The sequence below is a fragment of the Nostoc sp. KVJ20 genome, assembly GCF_001712795.1.
Taxonomy (GTDB): Bacteria; Cyanobacteriota; Cyanobacteriia; order Cyanobacteriales; family Nostocaceae; genus Nostoc.
In genome coordinates, this window is sequence record NZ_KV757612.1 from 25,837 (window position 1) to 43,938 (window position 18,102).

Annotated in this window: 16 protein-coding genes, 3 pseudogenes and 1 CRISPR repeat array; of the genes and pseudogenes, 11 read left to right on the plus strand and 8 right to left on the minus strand. The window is 42.0% G+C overall.

Features of this window, described 5'->3' with window-relative positions:
- Position 1: 1 nt before the first annotated feature.
- Positions 2 to 865: an SWIM zinc finger family protein gene (locus tag A4S05_RS14570; RefSeq protein ID WP_069070549.1), complete on the minus strand. Its 864-nt coding sequence runs from the start codon at positions 863 to 865 to the stop codon at positions 2 to 4.
- 82 nt (positions 866 to 947) lie between these two features.
- A complete protein-coding gene (locus tag A4S05_RS14575; protein WP_069070550.1) occupies positions 948 to 4,517 on the minus strand; it encodes a helix-turn-helix domain-containing protein in 3,570 nt (1,189 codons plus the stop codon).
- Between the two features lie 162 nt (positions 4,518 to 4,679).
- Between A4S05_RS14575 and psbA the strand changes: the two genes are divergently transcribed.
- Positions 4,680 to 5,762 (plus strand): photosystem II q(b) protein, encoded by a 1,083-nt coding sequence (gene psbA, locus A4S05_RS14580; protein WP_069070551.1) that lies wholly within the window; start codon positions 4,680 to 4,682, stop codon positions 5,760 to 5,762.
- Positions 5,763 to 6,495: 733 nt separating this feature from the next.
- Positions 6,496 to 9,147 (plus strand): lectin-like protein, encoded by a 2,652-nt coding sequence (locus A4S05_RS14585; protein WP_069070552.1) that lies wholly within the window; start codon positions 6,496 to 6,498, stop codon positions 9,145 to 9,147.
- A 225-nt stretch (positions 9,148 to 9,372) separates the two neighbouring features.
- Here the strand turns inward: A4S05_RS14585 and A4S05_RS14590 are convergent.
- Both A4S05_RS14590 and A4S05_RS38880 read right to left on the minus strand, forming a co-directional pair.
- Positions 9,373 to 9,594 (minus strand): annotated as a pseudogene (locus A4S05_RS14590) (IS630 family transposase); the annotation flags it as partial.
- A gap of 1 nt (position 9,595) precedes the next feature.
- A pseudogene (locus tag A4S05_RS38880) lies at positions 9,596 to 9,688 on the minus strand (Uma2 family endonuclease); the annotation flags it as partial.
- A gap of 45 nt (positions 9,689 to 9,733) precedes the next feature.
- On the opposite strand from A4S05_RS38880, the gene A4S05_RS14595 reads away from it, so the two are divergent.
- Positions 9,734 to 10,015: a hypothetical protein gene (locus tag A4S05_RS14595; protein WP_069070553.1), complete on the plus strand. Its 282-nt coding sequence runs from the start codon at positions 9,734 to 9,736 to the stop codon at positions 10,013 to 10,015.
- A 76-nt stretch (positions 10,016 to 10,091) separates the two neighbouring features.
- Here A4S05_RS14595 and A4S05_RS14600 read toward each other — a convergent pair whose 3' ends face one another.
- Positions 10,092 to 10,676, minus strand: coding sequence for a PEP-CTERM sorting domain-containing protein (locus tag A4S05_RS14600; RefSeq protein WP_069070554.1), 585 nt, complete (start codon positions 10,674 to 10,676; stop codon positions 10,092 to 10,094).
- 149 nt (positions 10,677 to 10,825) lie between these two features.
- Positions 10,826 to 10,990, minus strand: a complete 165-nt coding sequence (locus tag A4S05_RS41620; RefSeq protein WP_176727011.1) for a hypothetical protein — start codon at positions 10,988 to 10,990, stop codon at positions 10,826 to 10,828.
- 88 nt (positions 10,991 to 11,078) lie between these two features.
- Here A4S05_RS41620 and A4S05_RS14605 point away from each other — a divergent pair, with 88 nt between their 5' ends.
- The 3 genes from A4S05_RS14605 to A4S05_RS14615 all read left to right on the plus strand — a co-directional run bounded on the left by A4S05_RS14605 (position 11,079) and on the right by A4S05_RS14615 (position 13,696).
- Entirely contained in the window at positions 11,079 to 11,585 is a 507-nt protein-coding gene (locus tag A4S05_RS14605) for a DUF1993 domain-containing protein (RefSeq protein ID WP_069070555.1), read from the plus strand.
- A 378-nt stretch (positions 11,586 to 11,963) separates the two neighbouring features.
- Positions 11,964 to 12,347, plus strand: coding sequence for a hypothetical protein (locus A4S05_RS14610; protein ID WP_069070556.1), 384 nt, complete (start codon positions 11,964 to 11,966; stop codon positions 12,345 to 12,347).
- 422 nt (positions 12,348 to 12,769) lie between these two features.
- Entirely contained in the window at positions 12,770 to 13,696 is a 927-nt protein-coding gene (locus A4S05_RS14615) for a macrolide 2'-phosphotransferase (protein WP_069070557.1), read from the plus strand.
- 24 nt (positions 13,697 to 13,720) lie between these two features.
- On the opposite strand, the pseudogene A4S05_RS43310 reads toward A4S05_RS14615, so the two are convergent.
- Positions 13,721 to 13,976, minus strand: a pseudogene (locus A4S05_RS43310) (hypothetical protein).
- A gap of 194 nt (positions 13,977 to 14,170) precedes the next feature.
- Positions 14,171 to 14,812: a helix-turn-helix transcriptional regulator gene (locus A4S05_RS14620; RefSeq protein ID WP_069070558.1), complete on the minus strand. Its 642-nt coding sequence runs from the start codon at positions 14,810 to 14,812 to the stop codon at positions 14,171 to 14,173.
- Positions 14,813 to 14,917: 105 nt separating this feature from the next.
- Here A4S05_RS14620 and A4S05_RS14625 point away from each other — a divergent pair, with 105 nt between their 5' ends.
- The 5 genes from A4S05_RS14625 to A4S05_RS38890 all read left to right on the plus strand — a co-directional run bounded on the left by A4S05_RS14625 (position 14,918) and on the right by A4S05_RS38890 (position 17,133).
- The gene (locus tag A4S05_RS14625) at positions 14,918 to 15,640 is read left to right on the plus strand and encodes an SDR family NAD(P)-dependent oxidoreductase (RefSeq protein WP_069070559.1); all 723 of its coding nucleotides are present in this window, start codon (positions 14,918 to 14,920) and stop codon (positions 15,638 to 15,640) included.
- A gap of 71 nt (positions 15,641 to 15,711) precedes the next feature.
- Entirely contained in the window at positions 15,712 to 15,846 is a 135-nt protein-coding gene (locus A4S05_RS43315; protein WP_256090980.1) for a hypothetical protein, read from the plus strand.
- The gene (locus A4S05_RS14630; protein WP_218107949.1) at positions 15,839 to 16,132 is read left to right on the plus strand and encodes a RidA family protein; all 294 of its coding nucleotides are present in this window, start codon (positions 15,839 to 15,841) and stop codon (positions 16,130 to 16,132) included. Before A4S05_RS43315 ends, A4S05_RS14630 begins: the two co-directional genes overlap by 8 nt.
- Before the next feature lie 13 nt (positions 16,133 to 16,145).
- Positions 16,146 to 16,601 (plus strand): cupin domain-containing protein, encoded by a 456-nt coding sequence (locus A4S05_RS14635; RefSeq protein ID WP_218107950.1) that lies wholly within the window; start codon positions 16,146 to 16,148, stop codon positions 16,599 to 16,601.
- Positions 16,602 to 16,614: 13 nt separating this feature from the next.
- Positions 16,615 to 17,133, plus strand: a complete 519-nt coding sequence (locus A4S05_RS38890; RefSeq protein WP_176727012.1) for a hypothetical protein — start codon at positions 16,615 to 16,617, stop codon at positions 17,131 to 17,133.
- Positions 17,134 to 17,306: 173 nt separating this feature from the next.
- Positions 17,307 to 18,075: direct repeats of the CRISPR family, unit length 37 nt; unit sequence GTTTCAATCCCTAATAGGGATTTTGATTAATTGCAAT.
- Positions 18,076 to 18,102: the final 27 nt, after the last annotated feature.

Genomic DNA, 18,102 nt, shown 5'->3' on the forward strand with positions numbered 1-18,102 from the left:
ATTATTTATTTAGTTCTTTCAATAATTCCATTAATTTACGTTTACGTCCATGAGCCGCTTCTAGTTTGGAGCGATAAGCAGACCATTCAGATTTTTGCCCTAGTTGAATATAAGCAGCTTTTACTTTTTTGAGCCAATTAACCGCAGCGTCATAACGGTCAGCTTTTCCTTGTTCCATAATTGGTTCTGCCCGTCTGCGAGTTTCGAGAATTGCGATACCTTCGGTAAGCTTCGCTAACGCATTATTGCCATCTCCATTTTTTGCTAACTCCCGCGCTTTCTCAATTACAGCCAGCAAATCATCTGTAAATGGGTCTTCTTCTGAACCATACTCTAATTCTTTCAATCCATCCCGCAAAATCCGCAAGACATGAGAGCGAAAAGGTGATGTGTCAATTTTGCTTTGACGGGTAGAAGGCTGTTTGGTTTTTGGTTTTGGCAAGTCTATCAAACTGACAAACTCATCAATATCATCAATTATTTCTGGTCTATTTTCCACCAGTTCTTGCAGTAATCGCTGAGTTTGAAGAATATCGAGGCGATTTAATAATTGTTCTAGTGTTGGACGTTCTTCAATCCTATCTGACTGACGCGAACAGCTTAATAAGGTGGCAACGATATGTTTGCACCAACCATCATAATTATAAGGGCAAGTACAACTTGCTGAGGTAATTCCACCTGCATCAAAACGAATACTGACTTGATATGGTGTAATTTCGCTACCCTCTATCTCTGCCTGAATCAGATTACCTCGTTTTTTTAGTTCAGCGATTGCCCCCCTACGGTAATATTCTTCACCACGACTGTAGGATGAAGCGTTGGAGTTATGACGTATTATTGCTTCAGAAATTTCTGGAATCGACATAGCACCCAAGTCTTTTATTTTTAGCTTACGCTTAAACTACCTTTATTTCCTCTTGGGTCTATATCCCACTTAAATTTATAGTTCACAAACCTCCTATTATAGCTCCTAGTGCCAAAAGTGACGATCGCACAGATTCCGTCAAACCAACGACCCCTGTAATATTCATACCTTCATAAGGTCTAGGAGTTCTGAGAATTTTCAGACATTCAGCTGTTTCGACATTCCATAAGCGGATGGTCTGGTCTTCACTGCTGCTGGCAAGAATTGGACTTTTAACCGGAGAATGGATAAATGCGATCGCAAAAATCCATCGTGTGTGTCCAATCAATACTCTCAAGCACTTCCCAGTTTTCATATCCCAAATTCTCACGGTTTGGTCGGTTCCCCCGCTTGCCAGCACACAACCATCAGGACTGGCAGCACTGATCACAGCATCAGTATGTCCTTCCAAGGTTCTTAGACATTGGCAAGTCTTGAAATCCCAAATTTTGATGGTTGCATCTTGACTGCTACTGTGCAAGGTTTGCCCATCTGGACTAAATTTAGCTGACCACACGCCGTTTGTGTGCCCACGAAAAATTTTCAAGCATTCGCCTGTAGCAACATCCCAAGCTCGAATTAGGGAATCTGCACAGCAACTAATTAGCATCTTGCCATCAGGACTATAAACAAGTGATGAGACAATATTAGTGTGATTACATAATACACCCAGACATTTCCCAGTATTGACATCCCAAATCCGTACCTGCTTGTCGCTACCACTACTGGCTAAGGTTTGTCCATCGGGACTGTAGGTAACTGAAAGTAGCCAGTTTCTATGACCCCGTAAGACTTGCAGGCACTCTCCTGTCTCTATGTCCCAAATTCTCACTGTTTCATCTGCACCGCCACTGGCAATGGTATTACCTTGGGGATGAAAAGCTACGGTTCGTACCCAATTAGTATGACCAGTAAAGGTTTTGATACACTTACCAGTCTGAATATCCCATAGTTTAACTGTTTGGTCTTCACCACTGGCTAAGACTTGGCTGCGGTCATTTTCATCAAGTGGAGAGGTCGCTAATGCCCACACACCACTACCATGTCCGCGAAAAGTTCGGAAACACTGTCCTGTATGAATATTCCAGAACTTAACAGTTTGGTTGTCATCACTGGCAATCAAGGTTTTTCCATCTGGAGTGAATGTCAGCGATCGCACTGTGTGGGTGTGCCCTGACAAAGTTTTCACACATTCTCCAGTGTAAATGTCCCACAAGCGAATTGTTGTATCAGCACTGCCACTAGCTAAAGTTTGACCATCAGTACTACAACCTACACACCAGACATGGGCTGTGTGACCTTGGAGAGTTTGCAAACACTGCATTGCTTCTAAATCCCAAATCCTCACAGTGCCATCAGCGCTACCACTTACCAGCATTTTGTCATCGGCATTAAATGCTACAGACCACACAATACCCGTGTGCCCTTGCAGGGTTTTTCGGCACTCTCCTCTATTGACATCCCAAATTTTGATAGTATGGTCAGCGCTGCCACTAGCTAAAATTTTACCATCTTTACTCAGAGCAATCGCCCAGATCCAATCTGTGTGTCCTTCAAGACTTTTCAGACATTCCCCTGTCTGAATATCCCATAATTTAACCGTTTGATCCATACCACCACTGGCTAGGACTGAATAGTTTTCTTGCCGAGCCTGGGCTACAGACCAAACAAAGCCTGTGTGCATCCTGAATACTTGTAGGCATCGACCTGTGAGATCCCATTGTTTAACAGTTTGGTCATCACTGCCACTAAATAAGGTTTGTCCATCGGCACTAAATACAATAGAACGCACCCAACCTGTGTGTGCTTCCCAGGTTAAACATTGCTGTCCATCTGTTGTTTGCCATAGGGAAATTTGACCAAGGGTATCCCCAATTGCCAGAAGATTGCCATTTGGACTAACTGCTAGTGTAAAGGTATAGCTGAGATTTGCCGTAAAAGTAGATTTAGTTAAATCTGAGTACGCAAAGTTACTTTGGTGTAAATTCACACCTTTTAAATCAGCTTGCCAAATCGTCAAACTAGAAAAGTTGCGATCGCTTAAATCCATTTGCAGCTGATGAAGTAAATTAATCGTGTTTCCGCCCACATAACCAGCATCCATTGGTTTTTTGCCGCGAAGTGATGCCAGAATTGTCATCAGTTGAGCTTCAATCCAATTTGCACTTCCGAACACAGAAAGTAGCTTTTTAATTACAGGGTTGAGGATTAAGTAAAGTTGAATTTCTTTGATATAGTCTTTCGCCGTCGCTTTCATCAGTGCATGGCTTTTGAAAAGAGAAATATTTTGAGTTTCTACTTCAACACAAACCTCTTGAATCAAACGACTAGTAATGTACTCCATCAACACAGGCTGTAGTGTGAATAAAGCACTACCTTTTTCAATCAGGCTGCGCCTTTCTAAAGCTGACAATGCTTCTAGGAGTTGAGAAGACGCAACCAAGGATAATAAATCAGCTTGTATTTCGGCAAAACTTACAGGTTCACGGTTGATTGCCAACCAATACATGACTGATTTTTCTAAAGCTGATAAACGTTGAAACTGTTGTTCGAGCAAATCTTGAATATCGCCGAAGACAACAGTGCCTTGAGCAAGAAAATCAGAAATATTACTATCAAATAAATCCCGGATGGTGGTTGCGACAATCTTCAGTGCCAGTGGATTACCTGCATAGGATTGAATTAGAGTTTGCCATTCATCAACCGATCCAATAAAACTACCTTTGCAGCTAAAAATTGCTTGCCCATCAGCGATTGATAAACCAGATAATTGCATAGTTCTAACAGGCAACTTTTCGCCTTCAATTACCGCCACCTCTTTAGGCTTTTCTCGACTCGTCAGCACCAAACAGCTTTGGTGGCGAAACTCACCAACTCGCTTAAAAAGTTCGCCATACCCCTCGTAACCAGAGCGATATTGACCTGTTCGACCCTCATTGCTGGTTAAGATTGTCTCTGCATTATCGAGAATTATTAGACAGCGATGTTTTTGGAGATAGGTAAGTAGTCGAGAAATGCGATCGCTGACAGATTCGGGTAAATCTCCCTGCTGTTGGTGAGAGAGAACTTGAATCAAGCTAGTGAGTAGCGCTTCAATGGTAGGGGCGTTATAGAGCGATCGCCAAATAACATACTCAAAGTTCTCCTGAAGTTTCTCACTCAACTTCACAGATAAAGAAGTTTTACCAATTCCCCCAATCCCCAATAGTGCCACTAACCGACAACGGTCTTGATTAATCCACTGCTCTAAGGTGGCAATTTCTTGGAAACGTCCGTAAAAAATCGAAACGTCGAGCGCTTCACCCCAGTCTTGATAAGTTTTTATGGGATTATCAGGCTTGATTTCTCCAGTGTTCTTCTGACGAGAACACCATCTTCTCAAAGACGAACGGAGGTTATCTTTAGTAACTTTCTCACCCATCGCCTTAGAGAGCATTTTCCAGAGTCGAAAGCCAACAATTTTGATGTAGTCGGCATCATAATCAAACTTTTCAGCAATCTCTGGATAAGTTTTCTGTTCCCATGACTGTCGAAAAATAATTTCTTGCAAGTCATTTAGAGGTGTTTTTCCTAGAATTATTTCAACAATGGCTAAGGCTTCTTCGACAGTCATTTACCCAGAGGTTGCTTACTAAAGTTAACTTCAACTTGTAACTTTCAATAACTATTAGTTACTGCAAAGATTTAGCAACTTTTTTAAGATGCTATCAGTTGTTGATTCCTAACGAACAACAACTTTAAATCATCAACAAAATCATTGAAATTATTCTAAACTATGACTACTACCTTACAAAGACGCTCTAGCGCCAATGTCTGGGAGCGCTTCTGTGAGTGGATCACCAGCACCGATAATCGTCTATACATCGGTTGGTTCGGTGTCCTGATGATTCCCACCCTGCTAACAGCTACCACTTGCTTCATCATCGCCTTTATTGCTGCACCCCCCGTAGATATTGATGGTATCCGCGAGCCTGTTGCTGGTTCTTTGATTTATGGCAACAATATTATCTCTGGTGCGGTTGTTCCTTCTTCAAATGCGATCGGCTTACACTTCTACCCCATTTGGGAAGCAGCTTCTTTAGATGAGTGGCTTTACAACGGTGGCCCCTACCAGCTAGTAATCTTCCACTTCTTAATTGGTTGCGCTTGCTACATGGGACGGCAATGGGAGTTGAGCTACCGCTTGGGAATGCGTCCCTGGATCTGTGTAGCTTATAGCGCTCCTCTGGCTTCTGCGACTGCTGTCTTCTTAATTTATCCCATTGGTCAAGGCTCTTTCTCTGATGGTATGCCTTTGGGTATTTCTGGAACTTTCAACTTTATGTTGGTGTTCCAAGCTGAACACAATATCCTGATGCATCCATTCCATCAGTTAGGTGTCATTGGTGTGTTTGGCGGTGCTTTAATTTCTGCGATGCACGGTTCTTTGGTGACTTCTACCTTAGTTCGTGAAACTAGCGAAACCGAATCTGCAAACTACGGCTATAAGTTCGGTCAAGAACAAGAAACCTATAACATAGTTGCGGCTCATGGCTATCTGGGACGACTCTTTTGGCAATATGTCAGCTTCCAAAACTCCCGATGGCTGCACTTTGTGTTAGCAGCTTTACCTGTGATTGGTATCTGGTTTACTGCTTTGGGTATCAGCACGATGGCATTTAACTTGAACGGATTCAACTTCAACCAGTCTATCATCGACTCCCAAGGGCGCGTAATTAACACTTGGGCAGATGTGATTAACCGTGCCAATTTGGGTATGGAAGTAATGCATGAGCGTAATGCTCACAACTTCCCTCTAGATTTGGCTGCGGGTGAAGCAGCACCAGTAGCTTTCAATGCCCCTGCTATCCACGGCTAACGTTTAACTGTCATTTTTTATAAGTGCTTACCCCGGCTTACTTTGTTGAAGCCGGGTTTTTTAACGTCTTCCTATCTGGGAAAGCGGCCGCCAAAGGCACTGGTAAACTGACAAAATTGCTATTTACTTTACGAATACTTCAATATACACGTATTTTTTCTATAGGACTCATATTTGATTTTTGAACAAAACTCAGTATACCTTTATTCCTCTTTCCCAGTCCCCAATCCCCAGTCCCTTACCTCTACGAGTGATTCAGAAATCAAATCGGATTGCTATAGTAAGATTGTGAACTTTTCAGTAGATTTTCGATGCTTAAGTAGACATAAACTACGCTATTTTGCTAAATTACTCACACAACTTTTGCATAAACATAATAGCTAGGACTTACGCATTGACAGAAAATCCAAAATAGCAGGTGTAGTTTTCAAGGCTTATAGCAAGATTTTTCAATGATATTTTGGGGATCACAACCAATCAAGGGAGATTGATAAAAGCCTGAAACAACGTATTTACGTTGACACACAAGATAATTATTTTTACAGTGCATAAACATAATAACTTTACTTAAATTTAGAAGCTAAGTAAGCATTTGCACTGAATATAAGCTTGATTTACAAAATTCTAAATGCAGGCAAGTTGCTTTTGCTCGCAGTTTTTAAAGCTGCGGACAACTTATTCTACCTGCCCTATTTAGTATCCGCGTACTAAGAAATTTATCTAAGATTGTCATATGCCAGATTTAACAACAAGGCAAATCTTCACATTTGCCAATAGCATTTATTTGCTATCTGCTCCGGGTACATGGGGATCTACTCAAGTGGAAGCTCAAAGTTTTGGTGGTAATCTCGTCACCATTAACGATAGCAAAGAACAGACTTTCTTGGCAGGCTTATTTGCTAATCGAAATCCGTGGATTGGTCTTTCTGATGCTGCATTAGAGGGTGTATTTACTTGGACTGGGGAACAGAGTGCTTATCAAAACTGGATACCGGGACTACCAAGAACTGATAATATTAGAGACTTCGTTTATTTGAGTAGTTCTGGCTGGAATCATGACGTTCAAAGTACTAATCGTAGAGGTATTATTGAAATCAAGAACCCCGCTACCCCGATTTTGGTAACTGAAGATTTGGGGATAATTGAACCTGCAACTGGCAGCAAACAAGTTCAATTTAAAGTCAAAGTCTTCGGCAGCAGTAGCCAGTCCATAAAGGTAAATTACAGTATCACTCCTGATACGGCCTTATCTGGCATCAACTACTTAAACACCAGTGGTAGTATCACTTTTAATCCTGGAGAAACAGAGAAACTCATCAGTGTCACCATCCGCAATGATGGTGAAGCCCTCAGTGGTAAACAATTTTTTGTCAATCTGAATTCACCAACCAATGCCATCTTAGGAGATAATCAGGCGATCGCTACAATTTATGAAGCTAGTAACGTAGTGACTTTTGGTGGCAAGACTTATCTATTATCAAAAGCAGGCAGTTGGGGTCAAGCACAAGTAGAAGCTCAAAGTTTTAGTGGTAATCTCGTCACCATTAACGATGCCAAAGAGCAAACTTTTTTGGCTGGCTTATTTGCTAATCAAAATGTGTGGATTGGTCTTTCTGATGCCGGAAAAGAGGGAACATTTAACTGGATTGGTGAGCAAAGTGCTTATCAAAATTGGATACCAGGGCTACCCAGCACTGACCAAATTAGAGATTTTGTTTATTTGGGTAGTTCTGGCTGGAATCATGACGTTCAAAGTACTAATCGCAGAGGCATTATTGAGATTCCCACCCCTGTTTCTGTTCCCATTCCCGATCTGACTGGAAGGCAAATATACACTTTTGGTGATAGTGTTTATCTGTTATCACAAGCGGGAAGTTGGGGATCTGCCCAAGTGGAAGCTCAAAGTTTTGGTGGTAATCTCGTCACCATTAACGATGCCAAAGAGCAAACTTTCTTGGCTGGCTTATTTGCTAATCAAAATTCATGGATTGGTCTTTCTGACGCTGGTAAAGAGAGAATATTTAACTGGTTTGGTGAGTCCAGTACCTATCAAAACTGGATACCAGGACTGCCCAGTATTGACCAAATTAGAGACTTCGTTTATTTGGGTAGTTCTGGCTGGAATCATGACGTTCAAAGTACTAATCGTAGAGGTATTATTGAAATCAAGAGCCCCACTACCCCGATTTTGGTAATTGAAGATTTAGGGATAATTGAATCTAGTAGCGGTACGAAAGAAGCTGTTTTTATTATCCGTCGTCATGGCAATACTAGTAATAGTGCGACTGTGAAATACAGTACGTCTAATAATACTGCGCTTGCTGACAGTGATTATCAAGCAACTAGTGGTACGTTGAATTTTGCGCCTGGACAGAATGTACAAACAATTAGTATTACTATCCTCAAAGATGCTGACACAATTAGCGCAGAAAGCTTTTTTGTCAATCTGAGTTCACCAACCAATGCTATTTTAGGAGATAATCAGGCGATCGCTACAATTTATGAAGCCAGCGACGCAGTTACTTTTGGTGGCAAAACTTATCTATTATCAAAAGTAGGCAGTTGGGGTCAAACACAAGTAGAAGCTCAAAGTTTTGGTGGTAATCTCGTTACTATTAATGATGTAGCAGAACAAACTTTTCTAGCTGGTAAGTATGCCAGTCAAAATCCGTGGATCGGTTTTTCTGATGCCGGGAAAGAGGGAACATTTAACTGGATTGGTGAGCAAAGTGCTTATCAAAATTGGATACCAGGGCTACCCAGCACTGACCAAATTAGAGATTTTGTTTATTTGGGTAGTTCTGGCTGGAATCATGACGTTCAAAGTACTAATCGCAGAGGCATTATTGAGATTGCCAACAACATTAACTTAATTGGCAGCACAGGTAATGATTCCCTCTTCGGCACCGAGGGAAATGATACTCTCGATGGCAATGCAGGGAATGACATCCTGATTGGTAAAGCAGGTAATGATAATCTGATTGGTAAGGCTGGAAACGATAGCCTAATTGGTAACAGTGGCAATGATACTCTCAATGGTGGTACAGGGAATGATATTCTAACTGGCGGTAGTGGTGGAGACCGCTTTAGCTTTAATTTTCGCAATGAAGGTATTGACACAATAAATGATTTTAGCGTTATTAATGATCTCATCACTGTTTCTGCATCTGGTTTCGGAGGCGGTTTGGTTGTAGGTACGCTGCCATCAGCACGGTTCATTATCGGAACAGCTGCTATAAATGCTAGCCATCGATTTATCTATGACAATACTAACGGCAAACTATTCTTTGACATAGATGGATTAGGCGGATCAGCACAAGTCCAAATAGCTAATCTCAGTACCGGACTAGCCATGACTAATGCTGATATTGTTGTCATAGCTTAGTTTAGTTTGTTAGAGAGAGCAAAAACGGCATTGCATAATAGAGGGATAGGATTGAGGTCATTTACTATGCAATGTCTATATTTCATCAATTTCTATTGCAAATTATGCTTCTATCCTAGAACGGTAAAACTAACTTGAGAGTCGAGATTAAAGCTTTAATTGTGTTTGCTAAAAAGACAATCTCAAACGAGTTTTCTACGATTCCAAGATACCTCTAGTGGTCTGTCAGTTTTCTATTTGTGGGTAAAGACGGTTGAGGCGGATGCGAGCATCTGCGGTTGAGAATTGCCAATCCACCGACAATTGCTTGCGATTGCGCTGAATGTACCAAGCAGATGTTTCTCGTTCTAAAGTTTCACGATCTGGAGTCCGTCTATCCAAACATTGTCGAGTTAATGCCGATAGTTCGTTCTCAGCAATATTGAGCCAACTACCATGTTTAGGTGTAATAGTCACGAAGCTTATCGTAATAATCATCCTGCCAGTTGGTTGACACTACTTCAACTATTAGTTTGACCGAACTAGCATTATGGATAATCGAAGGTTAGTAGCTTTAGTTCCGATTGTGTTTGACTCATAAAAGTTAGTGGATTTATTTTTACTGTTCAATTATCCTTTTTATTATGCTAACGAAGCGATGATGCTCCCTTTGAAGGCTGAGTCCTCGTGTAAACCCTGTAACCCACAGCGTACCCCAATCTCAGCCCCAGCGATCGCCGTTTCTATGTCAATTGAACAAGTTTATTTAATTTTGAGAGATTACCAACAGCTAGTCTCCATAATCGGCTCGGCTATTGGGATAGCTGATAGTGAACCAATATGGAACGCATACCTGGGGCAGTGGCAGGTTTGGGTTAACAATGGATAGTAGGTGTACGTCTGTGATGTGCGATTGCCTGGTGGGGGTGTAGATCGATAAAGCTTTGGTAAAGAGTCGAGTTAATTCATGCTTTAGATTTAGTCTCCCCAGCTTTTTTAGAGGCAGCAATTGCACCAACTCCAAACAATAGACCTAGCAGGGAAGTGGGTTCAGGTATTGATGTAGATGAAGAACTCAGGGTAATATTGGCAGCAGAATCTTGATAGATGTATGTTCCTGCCCGTCCGACTTCACCCGTCAAGCTAATTTCAGAGCTTGAAGTTTTTTCTAAGGTATATCTTGGAGCATCAAAAGCAATGCCAAAATCAACTACTAAATTCCAATTCGACCCAGAATCAAGCTCAAAATCGACATTTGGGGTTAAATCGCCGGAATTAAAGCTTGGCTGCAAATTCAGGTCTAGATTGTTGACGGATAGCTCCCAATCACTCAAAATCCCGTCTTCTGAGTAAACCACAAATCCCGAATATTCGCTCTCTTCTGGCAAAAAGTTCTCTAAAAAAGGGCTACTAGCATCAACTAAGGCAAAATCACCCAAAAAATCTTGTCTAGTTAGAATACCTCCCAACACGGGAGTGGTATAAAATACGCTTGCAACTACCCAACCAATCACGGCGACGCTAACTTTGGGGAGTCGAACTTGATTCATGGATTGGATATGCTATCTAAAATTGTTGAAGGTATGCTATCACATCCGTGGCAACTTAAGATACACTCACTACACCAAAAAGTTCTGCGATGCCTGCGGTGTTCTCGAAGAATCGCTCAAGCCCAAAAATAGGCAATTCTATTAAAGAATTACTCAATACCCTCACGAGTGATGAGCATTGCAGCGTGATGCTGGAGTTTGAGGATGTTTGCCCGGACAAATTTGCTCAACTGCTTGTCGATGCGCCGCAATGGATTGATAAGTTCGTTCAAAACATTCAATATCTTTGGATCTGTGACTAAATTCGGTTCCATATTCATTTGACACAATATCACAGTCAATACCCCCTAATATTAGATGGGACGGCTCAAAGTCGTTTGAACTTTTTCTGGAGAAATCTCAATGACCATTTCAATGTACCAAGCTTTAATACCCGTGTCTATTCACACACTAAATAACCTTATAAACATTCTTGAAAAAGGTGCTGCTTATGCTGAAACTAAAAAAATAGACCCTTCTGTGTTGATTAATAGTCGTCTATCCCCAGATATGTTTCCATTATCAAAACAAGTGCAGATTGCCTCTGACATAGTAAATAGAGGTGCTGCACGGTTAGCAGGAATAGAACCACCTAAATTCGAGGACAATGAAACTACATTTGGTCAACTTATTGACCGCATTCAAAAAACTATTTCTCATTTAAATACTTTTAAACCTGAGCAAATTGACGGTTCAGAAGAGAGAGAAATTACCCTACAGATGCGTGACAATACTCTCTCTTTTCAAGGAATGCCATTTCTCTTATATTTTGTTTTACCAAATCTTTATTTCCATGTCACAACAGCGTATGACATTCTTAGGCACTGCGGTGTAGAACTTGGCAAAGGAGACTTTCTTGGTCAGCCTTAATCGGAGCAATATCTAACGTCATTATTGCTATTCGGTATTGGATGAAATTCTCTACTCTCTTTGAGGGCGTTTGAAAAGTATGTTTTGTATCAAAAGTAACGTAGCCAACCCAGAGCAACGAAAACTAGGATTCTTCCTTTTACTTTGTGACGCTCAGAATGGCGAACTGTAACTATCTTGAGCTTTTCAAACATTCTCACCAATTAGACAGCCAGGGTCTGCAAAGGCGATTTGATAAAGAATTTTTAAGAAATTAACATTCTTCAGAAAAGGAAAGACGTAATGCTGAAGTAATCTCCAAATGGCTAGCATCTGTAATGTACTTCATCCATGTCGAAACCTAATTATTAGTTTTTCAATTTTTTGGAGTAGAGGATAATGTTGAAATTCACCTGTTTTATGATTGTCGGGGCAGTATTGTCAATCAATACACCCGTTGTGGCTGAAAGTCCTGCGGTTAATAGTCGTGCGGTTAATATCAGTATTGGCAGTATTGGTGGTTCCTTAGATAATGCCGCTTTGCGAACAGTTCGCCAGGTTATCGGGTTTGCAGTCGGCACTAGTACCGTCGATAAATTCATTGTATATAGCCCCAAGTCCGGATCTATTCCTATCGAAGGAGGTTTATCTGCTTGTGCTGAAGCTGGCTTCGGGATCAGCAATACAAGATTTAATGCTTTTATCCAAGAATTGCGTTCAATTAATCCCAAACCAGGGACTTTCTACAATATAGAACTTACCGCAACCTGCAAACCGAGATAAGAATGTCGTTTGCACTCAAGCGCCGTAGGATGGGCTGAGGTAGGAACCCGCATTTCTCACTCTTCTCAAGGCGTTTGATGGAGCAGAAGATAAGTAATGAGTAATGAGTAATGAGTAATAAGTAATGAGTAAAAACTTCTTACTTCTTACTCATTACTTATTACTTATTACTTCTCCCCGGCACAAATGCAGGCTTTAAGAAATGTGGTGAGAAATCCGGGGGAAGCCCATCCATCAAGTTATACTCTACGCGATAAACGCAAAACTCCATATTTTGAAATTGGAGATGTAACATCAATCTTGATTTTAATCAGGTTTAACTGATTGGCTATTGCCTCCATTCTGTCAGCCTTTCTGATCTGGCATTAAATAGTTATTATGCAGCAGTATTCAGCATTCTTGATGCGTAGTGGTAAGAAGACATGATTAAAAAGACAAAATCAAAGCAGGAAGTGCTTGAACTAGCCCACAATCATAATTTGACTATCCAAGAAGACTCACTGCAATTTAATGAATCGGGTCTTGATTTTCAAGTTGTGTTAGCAAGGGACACTGATGGAGAACGCTGGATTTTGCGTCTTCCTCGGCGGGAGGATGTTCTACCGTCGGTGGATAAGGAAAAACGCACGCTGGAACTGATTGCCCCTCTTCTCAATGTGGAAGTGCCACAATGGACTATTTGCACAGATGAACTCATTGCTTACCGGGCATTAAACGGTGTGCCAACAGGCACAATTGACTCAGAAGCAAAAGCTTATGTGTGGGAAATTGATCCAGCAAATCCACCTGATCAGTTTCATAAATCGCTAGCTAAGGGGATTGCCTCTCTTCATCTAGTTAGCATTGAGGAAGCACGCGCAATTGGTCTTCCCATTGAAACCGCTGAAGAAGCACGTGCGGCGATGAAACAGAAGATGGATGCAGTGAAGGATGAGTTTGGTGTTGGTGAAGAGTTGTGGAACCGTTGGCAATCTTGGCTCCAAAAGGATGAGGTTTGGACGAAAGAAACAGTGTTAACTCATGGTGATTTACACGCTGGGCATATTTTGATTGATGCCCAAGTACAAGTAACTGGCTTCATTGACTGGACTGAGGCTGCCGTCACTGACCCAGCCCGTGATTTTGTCGCCCATTACCGCACTTTTGGTGAAGACGCTCTGAATAAGCTGATATCGGCATACGCCGAGGCAGGTGGACGTATTTGGTCGAAGATGGCAGAACAAGCGATTGAACTGGCTGCTTCTTATCCCATAGCCATCGCGGAATTTGCGCTGAAGTCAGACTTGGATGAATATAAACAGATGGCTAGACAATCACTTGGCGTAAGTACTAACAATATTTTTAGGTAATCGCCCTTACCTCAAAACAAAAAATCACCCAGCTATATCCTTCCAACTCTTGTAGTTCATAGCTCTGGGTTTCCTCTTGCCTATAGGGACTATTTTCGATTGCTTGGGTGCTTGTGGTGGACGGCATGTTTCACAGTAGAGCGGTCGCACACCAAAGGTTTCTCGTTGTTTGTGTGGGTTGTTCACATTGCTTACACACAAAGTTAAAAACGCGAGTATGAATTTCCCGCTTGTGCGCTCTGACGGTGTACTCTCGGACATCAATTGTTTTGCTGGGCATTGACTAAAAAAATAGCTCTACTTCTTAATAATAGAGAATTCAGAATTTAGGAGTCAGGAGTCAGAATTGAATTTTTTATTGTTCAGTTTTGTTTAAGAGCCTGTCAAGAAATAACTTTTACAATTTATTGTCTAAAAAGCTTGCTGAGAAAGCATTTATAACTCAAAAAAGGCAAGGTTGTTACCTGACAATCTCTAAGTACTGATAACCAGATATACACAACGTCTATCACCCGCCAAAATGTGTTCAATTCGTTCAATGCTCACATCGTTACCTAAAGCCGCTTGAAAGATTTCTAACTCCATCCGACACAGCCCAGTGCAAGCAGTTGCCACCGCACAAATGGGGCAATGCTTTTCAGCGAGGAGAAAAGTGCCGTCAGCTTGAGCCGTGACCTCTGCCATGTAGCCTTCCTCAGTTCGCCGCACTGCTAACGCTTCTAGTTGCTGTTGAAGCGGAGCATGCCTTGGCACGATCGCTCGATACGCTTGAATTTGTTCGCGAGTTCTGACTTCCAGTAACCGATCAAATCCCTGTTCACCAAATGCCTGTTTCATTGAGTTAATCAGACCTAACGTTAACTCAGCGTAGCGATCAGGGAAGAAACGATCAGCAGCAGGCGTTAACTCCCATAACTTGGCAGGCCGTCCCATCGGACGTGCTTGTTCCTGGTACGTCACCAATCCTTCTTTTTGCAAAGCGTAGATATGCTGCCGCACTGCCATTGCGGTGATGTTCAAATGGGAGGCGAGCGTTTCCGCATCTAACGCTCCTTCTTGTTTGAGATATTGGACGATCGCCCGTCGAGTCCGAACGCTAGTTGATTCTGCTTTCATACTTAACAAATTAAAGAAAAAGCTTTACAAAGTCAAGTTAAGCACTTATGATTCTTACTAAAGGTTTTTCTTTATAAAGTCGCAACTTCTCAAGTTGGTGCAGTAATGGCAAATATTGTGATCTTTGGAGCTAGTCGCGGCGTTGGCTTAGGCTTCAGCGTTGGGTTGCCAGATGCAGGCGATACTGTGTTTCTCATTTCCAGAACTCGCCCTGCTAGCCTTGATCGCGGCGATCAAGTGTCTAGAGTTTGGATTTGGGCAGACTTGTCGGTTCCTCAAACTGCTGCGGTCAAGGTGGCTGAGGCAATTGGCGATCGCGCGGTTGACTTCCTGTTCTACAACGCCGGGATTTGGGAGGAGAATGCGTTTGAGCCAACCTATTCCTTTGAACAATCCACTTTAGAAGAGATGGAACAAATTATCCAAGTGAATCTGCTGGCTGCTATTCTCTGTACTCATCGGTTGTTGCCAAATCTCAAGCGTTCAAGCAATCCCCGTGTTGTCTATATGAGTTCGCTTTCGGGCTTAGATAACTCTGGCACACCGGAAGTTGCGAATACCGCATCTAAATTTGGTCTGCGGGGTGTGGTTCATGCCCTGCGAGAATGTTTACGAGAGCATCGTATTCCAGTGACTTCGCTCAACCCAGGTAGTATTGCGGCAGAAATCGCCTATGAAGCTGGGGCAGAGGCAGCAATCCAAACCTACGACAGCAGGCAAATTCCAATGCAGGATTTGGTTCTCTTACTGCGCTGTTTACGCCAACTATCGCGCGTTTCCTGTGTGAAAGAGATTGATATTCCGGCGATGTCCGATCGCTATGCCTGAGCAATTGTGTCTCCACTCAGTTAATCTCATGCACTGGCAACTTTCAACAAAATTGATTTAGGAGTCAAATCATGGTTCAACAAATTCAGCACCTCAATCCTCCTGGATTCTTCGATCCATCTCATTACGGTTTCACCCATGTTGTAACGGTTCCCGCTAACACAAACAACTCTTGTCTATATCGCAGGTCAATTGGGCATGGATGAGACGGGCAATCTGGTTGCGGCTGACTTTGCAGCTCAGTTGAAACAGGCATTTGCTAACCTTCGTGCAGCATTAGCAGCAGTTGGGGCAACCCCAGAGGAAGTTGTGAAAATTACAGTCCTCTCAGTTGATCACGATGCCGAAAAACAGCAATTGATCTCAGCCACACGGAATCAGGTGTGGTCGGGCGATCGCAAACCCACCAGTACTTTGATTCCTGTACCGAGATTAGCAGTCGAGGGGCTATTGTTTGAGATAGACGCGGTTGCTGCAATTCCCAATTCTTAATCCAGAGGAGCTTATGATGTCGTTACCGATTATTCTGCAACCCGGTGAAGGAAAATCTGTTAAACTCGGCACCAGTACCTGCACATTCAAAGTGACTGGGGAGAACACAAATGGACACTTTGGCTTGTTTGAATTTGTTATGGAACCAGGAACGAAAGGAGCCAGTCCACACATCCACAAGCAATTAACCGAGATATTTTATGTGGTGGAGGGAGAAGTGGAGTTGCTGTTGGATCGGCAAACAATTATGGCTGCACCGGGCGCAATGATGCTCGTGCCAGAAAATACACCGCATGGGTTCTCTAATCCTGGAACAGTGAGATCGACCCTACTGATCCTCTTTTGTCCTGCCGACTCACGGGAGCAGTACTTTGAGGGGTTAGCCCGGTTAACCGAAAACGGGCGACAACCCAGCCAAACTGAGCTACTGGATCTGATGCAGCAATTTGATCAGTATCCAGTTCCATAGAAGGAGCCAAGCAATGGTAACTTCAGATATCTTAGTTGTTGATTTTGTTCAGCAGGATGATGTGCTGAAGCTTTACCCGGAAGCGCCATTACTCTCCAGTGACAAAGCAGGATGGGACGGCATTCAACTGCAATATCATCGCCATCCACCACATCAGTTGGCAGAAAATTATTCCAGGCAACATCGCATTATCATTCACGATCGCAGTCCATCGCCGCCAATGGTTGAAGAGATGATCGAGCATCGCTTTCAAAAGCGGCAATTTGGATATGGCGATGTGACGGTTGTGCCAGCTGATATCCTCAATTCGGCTTATTGGAACACCGAGTACGAATTTATTACTCTCAGTTTTGAGGCGAGGACGTTTGCACATCATACCTTCGATCTGACGACTGCCACTGATGTCGAGCTTGTCCTACTGCTGAAGTATGCAAAATTATTGGTTTGCAGATTTTCATATAATGGGTTGTTTGAGTCTTTTGAGCTTCCTCATCCTAAATCATGCAACTCCTACCTTAGCCGAGACTGTTGAGGAAAAACTTTCTCCTCTTACTCCAACTTCAATTACCCAGCTAATTCCTGAAAGTATTCCCCAAGAATCGGGCGCAATGCTACAAGGACAAGTGACTTCAGTAAATCAATTAGATGATGTTCAATCTACACATTGGGCATTTCAGGTGCTTCAATCTTTGATCTTGAGTTTCTGTTTCAATCCCTAATAGGGATTTTGATTAATTGCAATTGTCTGCGCCAAGGATTCCATCATCCAGATAATATCTTGTTTCAATCCCTAATAGGGATTTTGATTAATTGCAATCTTCAGTTATTCTCACCAATTTGGAACCGTAGCGGTGTTTCAATCCCTAATAGGGATTTTGATTAATTGCAATCTCTGCTGGTATGTCTGAAAAGGTCATACCATTGTGGATTGTTTCAATCCCTAATAGGGATTTTGATTAATTGCAATATAGTGTTGAGGCTGTTGGGTATCAAACTGCTTTACGTTTCAATCCCTAATAGGGATTTTGATTAATTGCAATTTTTGCTTACAAGGATGAAATAAAAGAGATAGTTGTTTCAATCCCTAATAGGGATTTTGATTAATTGCAATGCGCTGCAACTGTTTTATTATCGAAGAGGATTTATTAGTTTCAATCCCTAATAGGGATTTTGATTAATTGCAATAAAATATTCAGTAAAGATGAATGTGCACCAGATGCAAAGTTTCAATCCCTAATAGGGATTTTGATTAATTGCAATTGGGACAGCTACGAGTTACTTATTTTACCAGGGAACGTTTCAATCCCTAATAGGGATTTTGATTAATTGCAATTTAATTTATTGTTCATGATAGGCGATCGCTCCTAACGTTTCAATCCCTAATAGGGATTTTGATTAATTGCAATTTCTTTTAAGGGTTATGAGTTTACTTTTAATGTTTCAATCCCTAATAGGGATTTTGATTAATTGCAATGGCGGGAGCCTGAAACCCAAGCTGTAT